The sequence below is a fragment of the Thermofilaceae archaeon genome, assembly GCA_038731975.1.
In the GTDB taxonomy this organism is placed as follows: domain Archaea; phylum Thermoproteota; class Thermoprotei; order Thermofilales; family Thermofilaceae; genus JANXEW01.
In genome coordinates, this window is record JAVYQJ010000004.1 from 106,345 (window position 1) to 125,591 (window position 19,247).

At 60.3% G+C, this 19,247-nt stretch carries 16 protein-coding genes and 1 tRNA gene; 7 read left to right on the forward strand and 10 right to left on the reverse strand.

Translation table 11 applies throughout. From position 1 onward, the window contains the following. Positions 1-20: 20 nt before the first annotated feature. Positions 21-1,403: an APC family permease gene (locus QXF46_03850; protein MEM0225985.1), complete on the reverse strand. Its 1,383-nt coding sequence runs from the start codon at positions 1,401-1,403 to the stop codon at positions 21-23. A gap of 337 nt (positions 1,404-1,740) precedes the next feature. On the opposite strand from QXF46_03850, the gene QXF46_03855 reads away from it, so the two are divergent. The 4 genes from QXF46_03855 to QXF46_03870 all read left to right on the forward strand — a co-directional run bounded on the left by QXF46_03855 (position 1,741) and on the right by QXF46_03870 (position 5,329). Beyond that, positions 1,741-2,208, forward strand: a complete 468-nt coding sequence (locus tag QXF46_03855; GenBank protein ID MEM0225986.1) for a GAF domain-containing protein — start codon at positions 1,741-1,743, stop codon at positions 2,206-2,208. Between the two features lie 151 nt (positions 2,209-2,359). Beyond that, complete coding sequence (locus QXF46_03860; protein MEM0225987.1) at positions 2,360-3,061, forward strand: hypothetical protein; 702 nt, start codon at positions 2,360-2,362, stop codon at positions 3,059-3,061. Further along, complete coding sequence (locus QXF46_03865) at positions 3,061-3,357, forward strand: hypothetical protein (protein MEM0225988.1); 297 nt, start codon at positions 3,061-3,063, stop codon at positions 3,355-3,357. The genes QXF46_03860 and QXF46_03865 overlap by 1 nt, the downstream gene beginning before the upstream one ends. Next, complete coding sequence (locus tag QXF46_03870; protein MEM0225989.1) at positions 3,323-5,329, forward strand: DNA polymerase domain-containing protein; 2,007 nt, start codon at positions 3,323-3,325, stop codon at positions 5,327-5,329. The genes QXF46_03865 and QXF46_03870 overlap by 35 nt, the downstream gene beginning before the upstream one ends. Positions 5,330-5,362: 33 nt before the next feature. Here QXF46_03870 and QXF46_03875 read toward each other — a convergent pair. After that, a tRNA-Ser gene (locus QXF46_03875) sits at positions 5,363-5,481 on the reverse strand. 139 nt (positions 5,482-5,620) lie between these two features. Here QXF46_03875 and QXF46_03880 point away from each other — a divergent pair. After that, positions 5,621-6,829, forward strand: a complete 1,209-nt coding sequence (locus QXF46_03880; protein MEM0225990.1) for an ORC1-type DNA replication protein — start codon at positions 5,621-5,623, stop codon at positions 6,827-6,829. 80 nt (positions 6,830-6,909) lie between these two features. Here the strand turns inward: QXF46_03880 and QXF46_03885 are convergent, their stop codons facing one another. From QXF46_03885 to QXF46_03905, 5 genes are all read right to left on the reverse strand, one after another. Next, entirely contained in the window at positions 6,910-7,236 is a 327-nt protein-coding gene (locus QXF46_03885; GenBank protein ID MEM0225991.1) for a hypothetical protein, read from the reverse strand. 183 nt (positions 7,237-7,419) lie between these two features. Further along, a complete protein-coding gene (locus QXF46_03890; protein ID MEM0225992.1) occupies positions 7,420-8,196 on the reverse strand; it encodes an ATP/GTP-binding protein in 777 nt (258 codons plus the stop codon). 25 nt (positions 8,197-8,221) lie between these two features. Further along, complete coding sequence (locus QXF46_03895; GenBank protein ID MEM0225993.1) at positions 8,222-10,714, reverse strand: hypothetical protein; 2,493 nt, start codon at positions 10,712-10,714, stop codon at positions 8,222-8,224. Between the two features lies 1 nt (position 10,715). Next, entirely contained in the window at positions 10,716-11,816 is a 1,101-nt protein-coding gene (locus QXF46_03900) for an ABC transporter permease (protein ID MEM0225994.1), read from the reverse strand. Between the two features lie 2 nt (positions 11,817-11,818). After that, the gene (locus QXF46_03905; GenBank protein MEM0225995.1) at positions 11,819-12,754 is read right to left on the reverse strand and encodes an ABC transporter ATP-binding protein; all 936 of its coding nucleotides are present in this window, start codon (positions 12,752-12,754) and stop codon (positions 11,819-11,821) included. A gap of 54 nt (positions 12,755-12,808) precedes the next feature. Between QXF46_03905 and QXF46_03910 the strand changes: the two genes are divergently transcribed. Continuing rightward, positions 12,809-13,525, forward strand: coding sequence for a helix-turn-helix domain-containing protein (locus tag QXF46_03910; protein MEM0225996.1), 717 nt, complete (start codon positions 12,809-12,811; stop codon positions 13,523-13,525). Here the strand turns inward: QXF46_03910 and QXF46_03915 are convergent. The 3 genes from QXF46_03915 to QXF46_03925 all read right to left on the reverse strand — a co-directional run bounded on the left by QXF46_03915 (position 13,514) and on the right by QXF46_03925 (position 16,778). Continuing rightward, positions 13,514-14,773 (reverse strand): MFS transporter, encoded by a 1,260-nt coding sequence (locus QXF46_03915; protein MEM0225997.1) that lies wholly within the window; start codon positions 14,771-14,773, stop codon positions 13,514-13,516. The two genes, QXF46_03910 and QXF46_03915, sit on opposite strands and share 12 nt — an antisense overlap. A 45-nt stretch (positions 14,774-14,818) precedes the next feature. Then, positions 14,819-15,751: an isoaspartyl peptidase/L-asparaginase gene (locus QXF46_03920; protein MEM0225998.1), complete on the reverse strand. Its 933-nt coding sequence runs from the start codon at positions 15,749-15,751 to the stop codon at positions 14,819-14,821. 265 nt (positions 15,752-16,016) lie between these two features. Then, positions 16,017-16,778: a hypothetical protein gene (locus QXF46_03925; GenBank protein MEM0225999.1), complete on the reverse strand. Its 762-nt coding sequence runs from the start codon at positions 16,776-16,778 to the stop codon at positions 16,017-16,019. Positions 16,779-17,638: 860 nt separating this feature from the next. Between QXF46_03925 and QXF46_03930 the strand changes: the two genes are divergently transcribed. Beyond that, on the forward strand, positions 17,639-18,946 hold the full coding sequence (locus QXF46_03930; protein ID MEM0226000.1) for a hypothetical protein: 1,308 nt from the start codon (positions 17,639-17,641) through the stop codon (positions 18,944-18,946). The last annotated feature ends 301 nt before the right edge of the window (positions 18,947-19,247 follow it).

The window sequence follows — 19,247 nt, forward strand, 5'->3', positions numbered from 1 at the left end:
CATTGCGGTGGAGCGGCCTGCTAAAACGGTTGTCCTGCACACGAACGTGGAGCTACGCGCCTGTCAGCCCCCCTGTACAGCAGCAAGCCGAGGGCTGTAACTAGAGCAGTGCTGAGCCAGACAGCCCAGTCATTAAAGCCGGCGATGATGAACGCTGCTATCAGCCCGCTGGAGGCGAGAGGTAGCAGTGGTAGGGAGCCCACGTTTAACGGCGTCCTGTAGTGCCTCTGAAGGTGGGGGGCTTTCAGCCTAAGAGCGATGAGGGAGAAGTTCACGAGCAGCGATGCTAGCAGCATGGCTAGGCTCGCTGTCTTGCCAACCAGGTCGATCAACTGGTACTCGAAACCGTTGATCTTGGGGCGCCAGCCGGTTGCAGCGGGCAACAGCTCGTTGAGTGCCACGATCGCGATGGCCATCAGCCCGGACAGGGCTACGCTGTAGTGGGGGGTGCGCCTCCACCTGCACACGGAGCCGAGCTTCCTCCAGGTGACCTCCTCCAGGGATAAGCCGTAGAGGAGCCTTGATGCGGCGACCATGTAGCCCAGCGCGCTGTTAGCGGTGGCGCTGAGCGCGATGAGCATCAAGAGCTGCGCGGCTTGAGGGATTGCTCGAGCCGCAGCGTCGACCAGCGGCGCCCTGCTCGCACCCACCTCCTCCCAGCTCATCAACCGCACCAGGGAGAGACTGAGGGCTACCGTCACGCCAGCCACTATGGCAACGGAAAGCACGATCGCCTTTGGCACGTTCCTCTCAGCGTCCCGAGTTTCCTCGCATAAGGTCGGCTGCAGCTCGAAACCCGAGCAGGCGAAGTATAGAATCGCGGCTCCCGCCATGATCGCCCCCAAGGGGTTGACGGTTGGGTTAAATGATGCGTAGTTCGCGCTCCTCGTGGGCCAGAGGGCTCCAGCCACAACGACTAAGCCGAGCCCAAAGAGCTCTACGAGAGTAAGGATTGCGGCAAAAAGCGCCGACTCTTCAATACCCCACCAGTTCAGCACCGTAAGGGAAGCGAGCAGCAACAGCGCGACCGGCAGCACAAGATCGCTTCTACCCGTGAGCTGGGCGACGTGGTTTGAGAAACCGATCGCGTCTGTAGACGCTCCAGCTGCAGCACCAAAGAACAGAAACCAACCCGCCAGGAAAGCTAGCAGCTTAAACCTGGGGAAAGCTTCCACTACGTACCTGTACACGCTCGAATCGTACGGAAACATCCCCGCCAACTCCGCGTAAGAGAAGGCCACAGTAAGGGCGATGACGCCCGCCAGGGCCGCGCTCACCCACCCAGCGTCTCCGACCAACCCGATAGCTCTACCTACCAGCACGTAGTTCCCAGCGCCCAAGATCAAGCCGATCCCGAACAGAGTGGCGTAGCCGAGTCCCAGCGCCCTTCTAAGTGAAGCCATGCGTCGAGCACCTTAGCGAAGGCTCCCCCCTCTTCTGGTTAAAAACCTATCGTGTAAAAGCAATGAAATTATCAGAAAAAGAGTATAAAATGGTCAGAATGTACATAAATTAAATCAAATAGTATTCTTATAAAACGCCACTACGCGTGACCGAGCTTTAAATCTCCTTGAATTTGCACACGCTACTAATTAAGATTCCTTCAAGGAATTTTCGGCTAAAAAGGTGTTCTGCTCCGGCAATGAACAAAACCTGGTTGGCACGGCTTACTCAGCGGCGCGAGTCAGCGTGAGCATCAACTTCAGAAATGCTTTTTGGTCCTGCTCGCTGGACCACCTCGTGCGGAAAAGGGATGTATTCGACAGGCTGCTTAGGGAGATAGAAGCCGTAGTGGACTCAAGCCTCGAGAGGGAGGAGAAGCTGAAGAGGGTCTGCGAGCTTTTAGCCAGCAGCGTGGATTACTACGATTGGGTCGGCTTCTACCTCGTTGACGAGGCTAAGGGTAACGAGCTGGTGCTGGGGCCCTTCGTCGGTGAACCAACCGAGCACGTCAGAATCCCCTTTGGGAGGGGCGTCTGCGGCCGCGCAGCAGTTGAGCTCAAGACGATCATCGTCCAGGACGTGTCGAAGGAGACTAACTACCTAGCGTGCAGTCCCCTCGTGAAGTCGGAGATCGTCGTCCCAATCTTCAGGGAGGGGAAGTTCATCGGAGAGCTCGACATCGATTCGCACCAGCTGGCTCCCTTCACGGAGGAGGATAGGGAGTTCCTGGAGAAGGTAGCGAACCTGGTGGCGAAGGTGCTCTAGCGGCAGCGCGCTGAACCTCGCGCGGTAGTTCGGCAGAGAGTTTTCCAGGCAGCTCTCGCTCATGAACGTAAATCTTTTAAAGTTTTCTAAGGTTGCCCCTCCCCCCAAACTCACAATCCGTAATATTTAGGCGAATTAGTAGAAGGTTTCCGTGAGCAGTAAGCTCACGTTAGTTAAGGCGGAAGACGTCCGCCTGAAGCGTTTAAGCACGGGCTTGCGCGACCTCGACCGCTTAACGGGCGGGCTCGTGGGCGGAGCCGCGCACCTGTTCTACGGGCTTGAACCTGCGCTCTCGCGCTTGTTCAACACGATCGTCGGCGCAGCCGCCGTCTCCGAGCGGGTCCTCGTGTTGACGGCGAGAGACTACCACAGGGGTAGATCCCTCAGCACCTTCGACCTGGCTGAAGCCGTGTCGGCTTTCGGCGGCGACCCGCTGGACTGCCTAGGCAGGATCCTCGTCGCTAACGCTTACAGCCGCGAGCAGCTGGCCGCTCTCGGGGGTTGGCTCGCCGCTCAAGCGCCGGAAGTCGGTCTAGCAGCCGTCCTCCACCTCACCGACCTCTACGAGCCCCACAGGTACGGGGAGCTCCAGCGCTTCCTGGGCGGGCTGCGGGGGCTGTTGGCCCGCGGAGCGGCGCTCGCCCTCTTCACCGGGCCCGCCTCGAGATCGCAGCTGCCCCGACCGGATGGCCCCCACTTCCTGAGGCACTTCTGCGCCACGATCGTTAGAGTGGAGAAGGCGAAGAGGGGCTTCGCTCGGCTGGTGGTGGAGAAGGGGCCTGTGGGCACCCCGGCTGTTGCGTACGCCAGGTGCACTGGCCCCATACTGGCGGACGTGGAGGGGTGGTTCTAGTGGGTAGGGCGGTGCCCAGCCTGAGGGAGAAGCTCGCGGAAGTCTTGAGGAGCATTGAGGCGGAGATGCTCCCCCTTCTCTCCCGGGAGAGGAGGGTGGCTTACCAGAGGGTTTCGCGCGCCTGGGTTGAGGAGTACGCCGCAGTGTCGAACTGCTCGTACCCGCACGCGCTGGTGATGATGCTGCTCGTCTCGATCCTCGACCTGCAGGCCCAGCTTACAGAGCTTGAGGAGCGTTTGCGCAGGTTGGAGGGGGTTGAGGGTGGCGGGTGCGGCGCGCTTCCTGCTCGAGGTTGAAGTGAGCGGGGACCGCGCTAAGCTCTGGTTCAAGGATTTCGATGGAGGAGTCGAGGTGGAGGGGGCGGAGTTCAAGCCCTACTTCCTGGCCATGATGGATCTGGATTCAAGCCTCGCACAAACACTGCTGGAGGCGGGCTTCGAGCTGGAGCGTGTGAGCAGGAAGCTCTTCCCGAGCGGTGAAGCGGAGCTCACAAGGGTGGAGCATAGCTCCGTGAGAGCGCTCGCTAAGGCCAGGCTTCTCCTGGAGCAGAGCGGCATCACCCTGTACGACGTGGACGTGAGGAGCGAGCAGAAGCTTCTAGCCTCCCGGCGGCTCCTAGCGTTGACACCGCAGCTCGAGGATTGTGAGGCCCGGTTTGAGCCCCTACCCCTAACCGTTCTCTCCCTCAAGGTGCGCGAGAGCACCGCGGGGTTGAAGGTACTGGCGGGGCTCGAAGGGAGGGTTCGGCGATTAAAGGGCGGCGACGCTAGGGTGGCTAAGGGGTTGGCGGAGCTGGTTGAGAGCTTCGATCCCGACGTTATCTCTTCCAACGTCAGCGTGGGAGAGTTAGCCGGGATCGCGTCCCGCCTCCTGCGCGCGTGGGAAGGCTTCAAGCTGGGTAGGGGGAGCCTTATGGGCGGCCGGATCCTTGTCAGTGAAGGCGTGCTGGAACAGGTTGGGCTGGAGGGGTTGGAGGAGCGGTGCTGGTTCTCCGGTCTACCCCCCACGCTGGCCGCCGGTACGAGCTATGGGCTGCTGGTGGAGGCAAGGCAGACCTACCTTCTGCTCAGTAGGGGTTACGCGGTGCCGAAGAGGGGTAACGGGAACTTCGTCCTTCGCCCCGCTAACTTGCTCCACGCGCGGGATAAGGGCGGGTTGATCAAGAGGCCGATCGTCGGCGTCTACGAGAACGTGGCTGAGCTGGACTTCGAATCCATGTTCCCGGGCTTGATTGTCAAGCACAATATCAGCTACGAGACTGTCACCCACGAGAGTGTCGCGCCGGAGCCGAGGGGTCTCCTGGTGGACGTCGTTGAGCCGGTGCTCCGCAGGAGGCTCATGCTCAAGAGGTTGAGGGATCAGCTATCGGGCGGGGATCGGCTGCACGCGGAGCTGCGGCAGAGGGAGTTGAAGATGCTGCTCGTCTCCTGCTACGGCTACAGCGGTAACAGCAGGAACCGTTTGGGCAACCCGCTGACCTTTGAGTGGATCAACAGGTTGGCCAGGGAGACCCTGATCAGAGTCTACGAGCACGTGGAAAGCAGGGGATACCGGGTCGTGTACGGGGACACGGATAGCGTCTTCGTCCAGAAGTCCGGCGCGAAACCGTCCGAGTACGCGGAGCTGGCTGGGGAGCTGGCGGCGCTGACGGGCCTCCCCGTGAAGCTCGAGCGAATCTACAAGTTCATCGCGTTCCCAGCGGCTAGGAGCCTACCGGGCGCGCCTCTAAAGAGGTACTTTGGAGTCACCCTGGAGGGAGAGCTGGTCTTCAAGGGTGTCGAAGCGGCCAGGCGCGACACGCCTCCTGCAGCCAAGAGGCTGCAGAGGGAGCTGGTGGCCACGCTCTTCCGGGCGGAGAGCCTAGAGGGGGTTTACGCGAATCTCGAAGCCGCGATCCGGCTGGCCTGTGAGTACGTGGCGAAGGCTAGGAGGGGCGAGCTTGAGCCGGCCGACCTGGTCATCGAGAGGGTGCTGCGCAAGCGGGAGTATAAGACCACTCCAGCGCACCTGGCCGCAGCCGTGCTAGCCGGGAGGGTGGTAGAGGGGGCTACCGTCCGCTACGTCCCCGTTAACACCCGGCACCCCAACCCGCTCCGGCGCGTAAGACCCTGGAGCCCCAGCGAGAAGCGCTACGATGCAGAGTACGCCTCTGAGCTTCTCTCTAGGGCTGCCGAGACGGTGCTATCCGCGCTCGGAGCTAAGCCGGACTGGAAGCGGCACGCACCCTTATACGTGCAGCTAGACTACTCGGAGATGCACCCCAGTTAGTAGCCCGCCCGCTCAGGGAAAACTGTGGTGAAGTGGCGCCGGGGCCGGGATTCGAACCCGGGCGCCCCCGAAGGGGCAGTGGGTGGCTCACCAGGCTTGCTGCGGTTCAGCGGTCTCGAGCCCACCGCCTTGGACCACTCGGCCACCCCGGCGCTCACTGTGAGCTCGTGAGAGGCTTTTTTACTTTTGCGGAGTTAGCGCGAAACTGCCCCGTGATACGTACGCCTTACCCGAATGCTACCTTCTATGGCGAGCGCCTCCCTATTCTTACCTAAGTCTCCCATGCATCTCGTGGAGCCGAGTACGCTGGACGAGCTCTTCGACCGGTTCATGATCGAGTCTAAGATCTTCAAGGATCGCGATAAGCTGCTGCCCGACTACGTGCCCAGCGAGCTCCCCCACAGGTCTAACCAGATCCTGCAGCTGGCGAAGATCCTTGCCCCAGCTTTAGCTGGCTCAAGACCCTCGAACGTCTTCATCTACGGCCTCACGGGCACGGGTAAGACGGCTGTTGCGAAGTACGTCTTGAGGAAGCTGGAGGAGAGGGCGCAGGATCGGGTTCTCTTCGCCTACGTAAACTGCCGGCAGAACGATACCAGCTACAGGGTGATGGCTGAGCTGGCGAGGAACCTGGGCACGAGGATCCCCTTCACCGGGCTTTCCACGAGCGAGGTTTACAAGCGGTTCATGACCGTCCTGGACCGCAGGTCGAGGATCATGGTGGTGGTCCTCGACGAGATCGACCACCTCGTCAAGAAGAGCGGCGACGACGTGCTCTACTTCCTAACCCGCATCAACGAGCAGCTCTCCTCCTCCAAGCTCTCCCTCATAGGCATCACGAACGACTTGAAGTTCACTGAGTTCCTCGACGCACGCGTCAAGAGCAGCTTGGGGGAGGAGGAGCTCGTCTTCCCACCGTACTCTGCCAAGGAGCTGGAGGACATTCTCAGGCAGCGCGCTGCCGAGGCGTTCTACGAGGGGGTTTTGATGCCAGAAGTCATACCCCTCTGCGCGGCCATCGCGGCGAAGCAGAACGGGGACGCGAGGCTAGCTCTGGACCTACTGCTTAAAGCAGCCGACATCGCGGAGCGCGAGGGGGCTAGCAAGGTTACTGCGGACCATGTGCGCCAGGCGCAGAGGGAGATCGAGAAGAACGTAACGGTCGACGTGATCAAGTCGATGCCCCTCCACGTCAAGCTGGTGCTGCTCGCCGTCTACCTGCTCGAGAAAGAGGGGGCGAGGAACATCACGACGGGCATGATCTACAACAAGTACTTGGAGATCACGAAGCTGCTCGGCATCGACCCTGTCACCCAGAGGAGGGTGAGCGACATCATCAACGAGCTCGACATGAGCGGGATCGTCAACGCGAGGGTCGTCAGCCTCGGCCGTTACGGCCGCACGAAGGTGATCAGGTTGAGCACCAGCCTCAAGAACATCGAGGAGGGCCTTCAGGAGGACCTCTTCCTGCTAGGCGCCATGGAAATGGTAACACGTTAAAGCGTAGGGTACCCACAGCTACGTATCTCGAAGCCTACTAGCACCGAAGCGGGTGTTCCGCGATCGAGGCAGCGAAGCCCCTACTCCCCCTGACTCGCTTTAGCAGTTAGATAGTGTTGTAGCCTGTTGAGCATGTCCTCGATTCCATCGAATACGATGAACGTGGCCCTCTCTAACACCTCTCCCTCCGGGACTGCAACCTCTGGAAGAATATCTTGTACAAGCCTCTTTTCAACTACTATGAGGAAGTCGAAACCTCGCACATCTATGCGCTTAGCCAGCGAAGCCAGTAGCTCGAAGACGTCCCTTGGCACATCGATTAGGATCCTTATTTCACCCCGCTGTGCGTAAAGGTGGAAATGGTGTTTGTACCCGCTCAAACCGTCAACCGTGTAGTCGGCAACCACTTTAAATCCGTTGCGAGCTAGAAAATCGCTGATCGCTCTTATGGTCCCGGTTCTCACGGATTCAGGCTCATTGCTGTACGAGCGCATGTACCAGCCGAAGATTAATGCAGTTTACTAACCTATTAAGGCTTGTCTGGTTGAAGCTATTCTCCCAGCGGCACCTATAGTAAGGAAACATTCACCTTAAGTGACGTCACCGCAGGCGCACCAGATCTCGTGGAGTAGGTCGTAGAGCTCTCGGAAGCCTTCGCCCGTGGTTGCGGAAACGATCGGGACTCTAGCTGCGAGCCGGAACTCGTTGAGTACTTCGACCAGCCTACTGGACAGCTCTGAGACAACGCCGGGCTCGAGCTTCAGTTCAGCGAGGAGCGCTTCGGGATCCCTAGCCCAAGCGATGGCGAGAGACGCTACCCCTAAATCACCCTTGCTCAGCACCGCGACGGTAGGGACTTCCAGGCGGAGCTGCGCGACCATGGACATCAGCTTCAGCGTGACAAAGTGGGACGGCTTAGCGGCGAGGCTCGAGTCGAAGAGCATCACCGCACTGGCTGCTCCCAGCTTCGCCAGCTCCCTTGAGATCGCGGGGCCAGCCTCGTGGAAGAGGAAGAGCTCCATCTGGCCAGGCGTATCAACGATGACGATCTCAGCCTCCAGGTTGGCGATCTCCCTCATCAAATCGCTTCTCCTCGCGTAAACCTCCTCCATGCTGGCTATGAGTGCACCGTTGGGGCCCAGCCCCTTCTCCCTCATCAGTTGGCTCACCGTCACCCACTCCCTCACATCGACGTCCGGCTTGTACGGCAGCTGGTCGGCCCCCGGATCCAGGTTTACATAGGCCACCCGGAAGCCCTGGTTCTCCTCAATCCACCTCCCAAAGGCCGCCGTGAGAGTAGTCTTTCCGCTGCCTGCGGGGCCGATCACGATGAGGTACAGCGACCTCCCCAGCGACAGCCTGTGCACGAGCAGAAGATTTAGGGGTGTAGTTTTAACCTCTGCTACCCGATCCGATGGTGGTTCTGACCAGCCTGGCGATGGTGCTCCGCTTGTAGTAGGCTAGGAGCGCTAAGGCCAGGAGCGCAACGGATGTAACGATCAGGAGGTTGGGCTCAGCCGGCTTCTCGACCACGATGTAGCTCCTTGAGTACTGGGATAGGCTCCTCTGCTGCTGAGTCCAGCTGACCTTCACGTCGATGGGTAGTTGACCGAGAGGGGCTGCAGGATCCACGTTCACCTCAAATATCGCCAGCTTCCGCTCACCGGCCCATAGGGTGCCCAGGTACACGCTCGTCGTACCCGTGATGAAGGGTGAGAACACCTCAACTCTCACGTCCTCGGCCGTTGAGTTGGAGAGGTTCTCAACCTCGTACACCAGCTTGTAGCCTCTTCCTCCGCGCACCACGTTGAGGCTTGAGGCGTTCCTGACGGCGAAGGAGGCCTTCTCGAGCACGGTCATGGTGAAGTAGAGCAGCCGCCCGGAAGCCTCGATCGCCAGCCTGTGGTTGCCGATCGGCGCCCGCTCGTCCACACCGACTAGGAAGGTGAGAGTAACTGTCTGGCCGACCGGAAGGTAGGGTAGGTAGGCTTCAGCAGCCCCGGCGGAAACCGGCTTAACCCACTCGTTCCCCACGAACTTGACATCAACGTCCCTCGCCATGTAGTCGCCCGAGTTGACCAGCGTGACAATCAGCTGAACCAGGCTGTCGCCCGGGAACACGACGGGGGGCATTGTGACCGCTGCAGCGACGCTCAGCTCCCAATCGCCCCTCACCTCGAAGCCCAGCGTGTACAGGTCTCTGCGTAGCATTCCGTCGTCCCCGCTGTACGTTACAGCGGCGAGCAGCTGCAGTGCCCCGTAGATCCTCGGCTGGATGAACACCTCGAATGGGAGGAGCGCGGACCCCCCCGGCTCAAGGGCGTCGAGCCTGAGGGTTGAGGGGCCTATGACGGCGCCGATCTCAAGGTTCTGGGACGTGAGAGCCACGCTCGCGTTGACCGCTCTGGCCGACCCGGTGTTGACCACCCTCAGTAGCAGCCGGTTGACCCTGTTCGGGTGCAGCGTCCTGTTGAGCACCTCCAAGCTCAGCAGCGGCCCCCTCCTCGTCACGTTCAGGGAGACTTGGACCAAGTCGTTGTACTCGTACCCGTACTCGTCGTAGTAGCGCAGCCTGAAGGTGGCTGTCACTGAGTCTGCCACGGTCTCCACTCTGACGAGGAGGGGGACGACGACAGCCCTCCCCGGTTCAACCGATTCGATCCTGAACCTGGTCTGGGAGATCACGTACAACCCACCGCCCGGCACGGCGTCGACCAGCACGTCGAGCGCCCTCGCGCCCCCTATGTTGACGACTTTAGCAGCTAGGAGCGCGTTAACGCCGTAGGGCAGGCTCGAGTTGAGGAGCTCTGCGGATAGAACGGGTTGGGGAGAGCGTGCGACTTCGAAGCCGACGCTGACTGTGCTGACCCTAGCGTCGCCGTACTCGTCGTAGTAGGAGATTGAAACCTGCAGCTGGGCGACGCCGACGGCGGTTCGATCGGCCCTCAGCGTTAAGCCCACGACCTTGCTTCCCCCCGGGTTAAGGTCGCCCAGGTAGGCGGATGCGCCGGAGAGGAGGGCGACGCCGGGCGAGAGGCTGGTGATGGAGACCCTCACGTCTCTAGCCGCAGTAGCGCCAACGTTTGAGACTACGAGCGCGACGTTGACTCTCTGGCCCGACGGCACTCTGCTGGGCGATAAGTAGCAGGAGAGGCTGGGAGACCCCTTACCTCTGACCGCTTGAAAGCCCACGGTGGTCGTCAGAGTTCCCGGTGCTCTGGAGAAGTCCTCGTAGGAGACCGTCACCGTGAGTGCGACGCTGTCGCCAGCCGCGCTGTCCACCTGCACTGCTAGCGGAACCTGCAGGCGCTCGCCGACCCCCACGAGACCCTGCCTGCTCAGCGAGCCTCCGATGACCGTGACGAAGGCGCTAGCCGGAGTTACGCGGATCTCCACGTTCCTCGCCGGTGCGTCACCCAGCTCGACGCTCAGGAGAACCTGGTTGCTCTCCCCCTTCTTTAGAGTCTGCGGGCTTGCTGACACCCTGAAGCTTGGTCGACCGCCGAAGCCCACCTGGAAGCCCATGACCTGCGTTGAGCCATCAACGGTTAGGGTTAGCGTGGCCGGATAGTAGGAGGCGTAGGGCCCCTCGGGTAGGGTGAGGTTGAAATCGAGGTTGATCGTTGAGCCCTGCGGCAGGTAGCCCGTGTAGCTAGCGCTGCTCTCCAGGCTCTGCCCTCCGATGCCCGCTATTCTGAGCGAGGCGTTCAGGTTCACTGAGCGGCTAGCCCCCGAGTACCTAACGATCACCCTCAGCAAGCTGGTTACGTTGGGAGCGGGACCAACGACCCAGTAGGAGTCCACGAGCTCGAAGCTGGGCTCCGCGTACGCTACCAACGGGATCGAGGCGAAGAGCAGGGCTAAGAGCAGGATTCGCGCCTGCATGCTAGTCCACCCTCAGCCTGAGAAGCCTAATGGCCAGCGCGAGGAAGGCTAGCGTCAGGGCTAGGAGGGCCGCGCAATCCTGAGCCACGTCCGGTAGCCCCCAGCCGCGCAGCTGGACGTTCCTGAAGGCCCTGAGGAAGTAGTAGAGGGGGAGCACTCTGCTCGCTGTTCGGACGGCAGGGGAGAGCATTTCGACTGGCATGAAGAAGCCGGAGAAGAGCATTGAGGGGATGAAGAAGAAGATCGCTGCCTGGTAGGCCTGCAGCTGGTTCCTCGAGATCGCCGATATCAGGAGCCCGAGGCTGAGGGAGCAGCTGAGGAGCAGGAGCGACACGATGATGAGCGCGGATATGGGGCCCCGCACCTTGACCCCCAGCACGTAGACCGCGAAGCCGAAGGTAGCCACCATGTCGGTTATTGTCACGAGCGCGTAAGCGATGAACTTCCCGACGACGATCTGCCAGCCTGAGACGGGGGCCATGATCAGCTGCTCGAAGGTCCTCCTCTCCCTCTCCCTGCTGATCGAGACGGCGATGAGGCTCATCGGTACGAGGTGCAGGAGGACGCCCATTATGGTCGACGTGAATGTGTCCACCGAGCTGACCCTCGGCCCGTACACAGTCTGCCGCACAACCTCGATGTTGAAGGTCCCGTACATCTCGGCTGCGGTCTTCATGAATGATTGAACCATGACGACGGCCGCCTGCCAGACGAGCTCCGATATCGTGGCGTAAGCGGCATCAAGTATAGTGACTATCCTCGTGCTACGCCCGCTCAGCACGCTAGAGCTAAAGTCCTCCGGGATCACGAGGGCCGCGTAGGCCTCACCCTTACGGACCAGCTCTGTACCCGCCTCGATCGTCGGAGCCACGGCGACGATCTTGAAGGAGCCGCTCGAGCGGAGCAGCTCGATGAGCTGCCAGGAGACAGTCCCCCGATCCAGGTTCACGATCACAATAGGCACCTCCGACCTCTCCTCACCGTAACCCGCGACGAACATCGCCATGACGGCTAAGGGCATGAATAGGACCATCATCAGCGAGCGCGGGTCCCGCAGCAGCTGCTTGATGTCCTTCACTACTAGGGCGAGTAGGGCGCCCATCCCTAGCCCACCCCTCCGCTAGCCGTCAACCGGATGAAGGCGTCCTCGAGGCTCACGGGGACAGGGTAGGCGCGAACAACCCTTACTCCCCGTGCCTCGAGCGTGCGGGTGATCGGGATCAGCGCTTCCGACGCGTCCGGAACCAGCAGGCGAAGCCTGCTGTAAGCCCCGTCTCCTTCGAACTCCACCACCCTCGCGGTCAACCCGTTGAGCGTGGGGCGAGGGTCACCTTCGACCACGAACTCGATGAGGTCTCCGCCGTATGCGAGACGCTTAATCTCGAGCGGAGACCCTTCGGCAGCCACCCGGCCTCTGCTCATAAGGGCTATGCGGTCGCAGTTCTCAGCCTCATCCATGTAGTGGGTGGTGACGAGGATCGTAACACCGCTCCTCTTAAGCTCCCTGAACTTCTCCCAGAAGTACCTGCGGAGCGGGGGGTCGACGCCAGCTGTAGGTTCGTCTACGACGAGGAGCTTCGGGCGGTGTATCAGCGCGACGGCTAGAGCGAGGCGCTGCTTCATGCCTCCGCTCAACTTTCCGGCGAGCCTTCCCTTGAACTCGCGGAGCATGAACTCGTCCAGTAGCTCCGCTATCCGCTCCTCGGCTTCCCTCCCCTTCAATCCGAAAAGCGAGGCGTAGAGGCGCATGTTCTCCTCCACCGTCAGATCCTCATACAAGCTGAAGTGCTGCGGCATGTAACCCGTAATCCGTAGCACGCTCGCCCTATCCTTCTCCACGTCGATCCCGAACACCCTGATGTACCCGGAGGTGGGCTTCAGTAGGCCGAGGATCATCCTGATGGTTGTCGACTTGCCCGCACCGTTCGGCCCCAGCAGCCCGAAGATGACGCCCTCCTCTACCTTCAGTGTGATGTTGTCCACTGCCTTAAAGCTCCCGAAGACTTTAGTCAGGTTCACTGCTTCAATCGCTAGCGGCATTCCTAGCCCTTGGTGCCAGCAATGCTTTTATACTTACCGCTTTAACGGTGTACGGTGAATGCGGAAAAAACCTTAGACGTACTTCGAAGGCTCGGGCTGTCGGACTACGAGGCCAGAGCCTACGTAGCCTTGCTCACGATGGGGCAGCTCACGCCTGCTGAGGTTAGCAGCGCCGCGAACATCCCCTACACGAAGACTTACGAGGTGATGCGGAGGCTTGAGCGGAAGGGCTGGGTCATGGTGGTCTCCAAGTCTCCGCTCATCTACGCTCCCGTGAAACCGGAGGAGGTGCTAGCTAAGCTCAAGCGAGATTTCGACGCGGTGCTTCAGGAGGCTTTGGGCGCCTTGAAGTCGCTGGAGCGGGAGGGCGCTGGTACAGCCTTGATGGGGCTGTACGTCCTGCGCAGCTTCGAAGCTCTGAGACGGGTTGCCCGTAGCATCGCCTCAGAGTCGGAGGAGATCCTAGCTCTGATATCGGACCCCAGGCTCGTCGAGGAGCTCAACCCGATCCTCCCCGGGAAGGTCGTCAAGGGCGTGCTAGAGGAGGGGGTCCCGAAACCAGGCGTCGGCGAGTGGAGGAAGGCCCGCGTCCTACTGCCGCTCGACCTGCTGATAGTGGACAGGGAGAAGGTGCTCTTCCACTTCGGGCTGCTCAGCTTACACGGCAGCTTGAGCGGAGTCCTCGTCTCCGACAGGGAGATCGCTGAGGCCGCCGCAAGGTACTTCGAGAGGATATGGGAGATGTCGGAGACCCTCGATTTACCCGGCTAACTCCTCGAGAGACTTCCCCCTCGTTTCAACACCTAGGAGTGCCACGGTGGCTGCTGAAACGAGGTGGCCAACCGCGAACATGATGAATGGGGCGAGGGGGTCGCGGTAGGCCAGCATAAGGGCTCCAGCCAGGTAGGGGCCGACGATCCCGCCGATCCTGCCGAAGGCGTTAGCCCAGCCGCTGCCCGTGCCGCGCAGCCTCGTGGGGTAGAGCTCGGGGGTGTAGGCATAGGTCACCCCCCAGGCACCCAGGTTGAAGAAGGATACGAGGATCCCCCAGAGCAGCACCTCAGCCTCGCTGCTAGCCGCCCACATGCCCAAGCTGGCTGCTCCAGCCCCCAGCATGTAGCCTACAAGCACCCACTTCCTCCCCACCACCTCGATGAGGTACGCCGTCGACAGATAGCCAGGGATCTGCGCGAGCGTGATTGCAATCGAGTAGTCGAGGCTCCTGACGAAGGGTAAACCTCTTGCGTAGAGCACGTCCGTCAGCCAGAGGAAGATGCCCCAGTAGGTCAGGACGATCATGAACCAGTGGACCCACAGCATCACCGTCCTCCTCGCGTAGGGCTTCCTCAGAAGGTCGCCAACGCTTGCGCGCTTCACCGGTTCCACCGCTGGTGCTGCAACGCCCAGCCTCCTGGCCAGCAGCTCCGCATCCCGCTCCCTCCCCTTTGAAAGGAGGTAGCGGAGGGACTCTGGAACCAGTAGGTAGAGGGCCGGTAGCAGGGCCAGGCCGAAGCTTGAGGCGGCGAAGACGCTCCTCCAGCCGTGCGCCGGGGCGAGGAGGCGGGAGAGCAGGAGCGCCGCCAGCCAGCCGAAGGCCCAGGCGCTCTCGAGGATTGCAACGCTCCTCCCCCTCACGCGGGTCGGGGCGTACTCGCTCATCAGGACGCTGGCCGTCACCATGTAGCCCGCGTTCCCCGCGCCCGCTAGAACCCTAAACAGCGCGAGGTCGAGCCAGCTCCTCGCTGCAGCGCTTAGCGGCGTGAAGACTCCCATTAGGGCGCTCGACGCCAGTATGGAGAAGCGCCGGCCGTAGCGGTCAGCAACGTAGCCGAGCAGGAAGGCTCCCAGCAGCATCCCGAGTAGCCAGGCGCTGAGCACTCGACCGGCTTCCTCCGGGTTGAGGCCCAGCTCGGACCTTATCAGAGGGAGGGTTCCGCTAACGAGGCCTGCGTAGAGCGCTCCAACCCCCCAACCCACCATCAGGACGACCAGCAGCTTGCTCTCGAATCGCCCAGCCACAACCCGCGGATCGATGAGCCGGTTTATAAGCATTGACACTGGAATCTACAGACTTCGGAGGAGCCTCGCTTCGACCCTACCCTCGCGGGCGTAGCCCACTAGCATCGCCTCCGTGTTGAAGGCGAAACCGACGCGGCCCGCAGCATCAACCGCGATGACGCCCGCCAGCCCTCTGCCCAGGCTACTGCTCATCTCGGCGATGGCTCTGTCCGAGGCTGCTTGAGCGTCGACACCGGTCGCCATGTAGTCACAAACTCTCCTGCACAGCATGAAGCGGATGATCGCCTCACCGATGCCTGTCGCCGAGCAAGCCCCAGCACCCTTCAAAGCGTAGAAGCCAGCCCCGGGTATCGGGGTGTCCCCCACCCTACCCCTCAGCTTCAGCCAGTAGCCGCCCGTTGAAGTCGCGGCTGCAACACCCCCTCCACCATCGAGGGCGGCCGCGCCCACCGTACCGAAGTAGCCGGGGTGCTGCTCAACCAGCTTCCTCAGCTTCACAAGCCAGTTGAAGTCCTCGCCCCTCGCCCACCTCGCCTTCAGCTCCTCGAGCCTCTTCAGCTTGGCCTGCGTAACCAGCTGCTCCTCGGGCACCGTCAACCCCAGCAGTTCGGCAAGCCTCTCCGCCCCCTCGCCGACGAGGAGAACGTGGTCGGTGAGCTCAGCCACCTTCCGCGCCAGGAGAACCGGGTTCTTTACGCGCCTGACAGCTGCCACAGCACCTATGAGCCCTTCACCCGTCATGATGCCGGCATCCAGCTCCGCCACCCCATCGAAGGTGAGTGCGCTGCCGAGACCCGCGTTTAGGAGACCGGAGTCCTCCATCGCAACAACGGCCTCAACAACAGCGTCGAGAGCCGAGCCCCCACTCCTCAGAACCTCGAAACCCCTAGCGGCAGCCTCGCGAAGAACCCGAAGCCGCGCTTCCACGTCATCGCGCACTCTACCCGCGCCACCGTGCACGACTATAACGGGCTGCACAGGCCCCCTAACCAAGCTGATTTTAAAAACGTCAACGGATTATTCGAACAGAGCGCTTACAACGTCAGGTTGGGGCTTGACCAGGCTTCCGGGAACCCGTTTGCTTGCGCTAAACGGAACAGCGTAGCTGGACACGCTTAGCGCTGTTCCCTTGAACCCGCAGTAGCCGTGTAGGCCTCAGCCTGTCGGCTATAGACGATGCTCGCGGGTGCCCGTGCTCGCTAAGACTACCTGACGCGAACCCCTACTCTCGGTAGTCAAATGCTCATTGGGGTTTGACAGGCTTGAGAACGTGCAGCTTGCCCTCGATGATCGCGAAAGCGTATCGCCTCTCGTCGACTTTCGGGTACCGGTTCCGGTACTCGGCGTACGTGTCGTTGCTCAGGATGTAGGCGTCGAGCTGCTCCGCGAGCTCCAGAATCACTTCGTCGGCTTCAACCCCAACGGTGTAGAGGATGCCGCTCCTCTTCAACTGCCTCGCTGCGTTCCTATCGTCGAGCCGCTTGAAAACACCCCTTTCAATGATTATGACGGGGTGGAGGCCCTGTTCCCTTGCCCACTCCACAGCCAGCTGGAGGTTCCTGACAGAGGGAGTTGAACCGGGGCTGAGGCGGGCGACGTTTGACCCATCGATGATAACGGCCTGGCGCGGGCTTAAATTCCTCGGGAGCATGGTGAGGATGCGTTTCACCTCGAGCACGGGGAATGCGCTCAGCCTCCTTTGCACGCTCTCGAGGGCGTGCATCATGACTTTGTGAAACGTGTCGAGCCTTGCCTTCTGTTCGAAAACTTTGTCGTTCACAGCTCTTATCTGCTTCCATACCTCCGCGATCTGCCGCGACTGGTACTGCACATCGCGATCTAGCATTCCTAGCCTGCGCTCCAGCTCCTCCACTCTCCTCTCGAGAGCGTGAATCCTCGCGGCTCGCGAAGCACGTCTCAAAGCTCCTACTGCAACGATGAGCGCAACGAACGAGAGAATAAGGGGGAGCTGGCTTAATATCTGCTCCAAGCCTTCAGCCTGCACGGATTAAATAACTGACAATAGGAGTATTTAATGCCAGCGACGGTTCCCATCCCGTGTAGTCTTCTCCCACCTGACAATTGCTGAGCTGCCGATGCTGGCGCCGGGTTTTAGATGAAGTTTCACGGCGCTGTGGTTATTTGTGGACTTTAACCCCGAGTAGCTGTTGGCGAAAGTTATCGTCGCTGCGTAACGATATGCAGGTACTCTACGCTAGTTTGTGATCGAGAAAACAACGATATAGCCCTAGTGATGGGCTGAGGTTGGCACTCTCACGCATCGGTAATCGGGGTAAGCTGAAATGAACTCCTCTCGCCGGAGTCCCGTAGGTTTTTCGCAACACAGTATTCTCCGTTAACTCTTGTCTAACGAGCACTATCAGCGAAGCATTAAGAACATGGGATCGCTAAAACCAATCTAATCTCTCCAGGTGCGAAGCTGAAATTCTACTATCATCGTACAAAGGAAAAAATAAATAACCCAGATTCAACAACTTCTCTAAATGAAAGAGTTACGCTGCAAACCCTTCCGCGCAGCTAGTGGCTTGACAATGAGCACATTGAAGGGGTTTGGCAAGGCCGCGAGAATTCTGGCCGCTATTAGCGATGCTCCCTGGATGTACGCAGACCCGGGATGCCTGCCAGTGCGTACAAGAAACTTGAAGCTCGCGTTGACCCAGCATTCGTTAAACCGACGAAGCACCTGCTCCTCAATCGCTCTGCCTCTCTTCCATGCGTTAACTCCGACTCGATTGGGGCCCACGTATCCCTTACGCAAGCTAGAGGGATTCCGTGAGGAAGCGGATAGGCGTCCCAATGGCATCGAGACCCCGGGCGGCCCCTACTGGAGGGCGGGGGACTGACGTGCCTGCGCAGGAAGGGTTCTCACAGTCGCCGAAGAGTATACAGGATGGGGGCGAAGGCTCTAGGATGCTTCAGATCGAAGTCAACGCTGAAACACGGTCTAAGCTCTCCTCTCTCTACACCGAGCTAATCAGGATGGCACGTTCCGGCGATTCAAAGCTGACAGTGGAAGTGTCGATCCGCACGGCGAGCGCCCATAACGGTAGTCAAGATGTGGCGGGTAGTAGGAAGAGGATGGGGAGGAGTACGTCAAGCAAGGATCTCCCTCCGATTCAGATGCCCGTCAAGTTCAAATACGGTGGTCGGGTGTACGGTGACGTTGATGCCGACTGCATTGTCGATCTGGACAGTTGCCTTCTGAAGATCGGCAGTGTAATGACCATTCCCCTGCGAAAGGGGTTGTGCGAGGCTCTAAAGGAGGAGCTCTCTCTGAGCCCTCCACCGCTGTTCAAGCTTCTTATCACAGCGGATGGGGAGCTGAAGTTGTTTGCGCGTCGAAGCCCGCCTCCATGGTGGGTGGTTGTACGTGAAGAGTGCGACGATTTTAAGGACGTGCACCTACCCATTCCAATCAGGGTTGTGGGGGTAAGCGTGAACAACCGCACCGGTGTGGCAGTGGTAGCCTTCGATGTTAGCGATGAGGGGGCGAAAATGATTTACCTTGCGCGCTGGCGTCCGCCGGGGAAGCCTCAAGCGTTAATAGAGGCGCTGCGGAGCTACGCGGAGAAGCCAGACTCTGAGAAGCGGGAAAGAGTTCTCAGGCTTCTGCCGGAGCGGCTTCGGGAAAGGCTAAGGCTCGGGTTGACTACGGTGAGAGCGAGAAGCCTGGCGAGGAAGATCGAGAGGGGTTACGAAAGGAAGGTTGTCTACTGGGAGCGGCGTCTCGTTCACCAGCTGAGAGTAATGGTAAGGGAGGTTAAGGGTAGAGCGGTCATCGCTGTGGATGCATCGGGCTTCGAACCCTCGGGTGAGACGACCTCGCAGGGTGCAACCCTACGAATTGCGCGCCGTATCGAAGTTATGGCTAAGTATGAGGGCGCATACCTTCGGAAAACGAGGGTTGAGGGTGAGCGATGCCCGTTGTGCGGAGGTCTCGGTGTACGATACCCGCAGCGGGGGAAGGGGGGAAGGATTCGGGTTTACTACGGTTGCGGAGAATGTTACGTGTACTGGGATCGAGACTACGGAGCGTCTTTCGGTGCGGTATTGGCTGTAGTGCCGGAGGCCGCTTCGCAACTGAGAACTTGGCTGCGAGGCCACCCCCTGGCGCTAGCTCGCAATCTCGAGATCCCCAGTGCTGCCCGCTAGAAATAGTTGCGTAGTGATAGCTTCCTCGCGTTCCTGAAGGGAGGGTCAAGAGTCACGCCGTTCTGTGTACGATGGCTTGAGCGCTTAGTGCGGAACCTGGAAGAATTGCCTGGCAGTGCACATGTTGTAGGCTCCCTCGTTTTTTAATTAGCGTCAAACGTAAAAGGTGGCTGCACGACGGGAGGCGCGAGCCCCCTTGCTGAAGTGCTTCGATAGGATCGTGGTTCACGACGTTAGAGTGGGCGAGATGGGGTTCTCAGCCACCTACACGCTTGAGATGGAGGGGGTGAGGAAGAGCTAC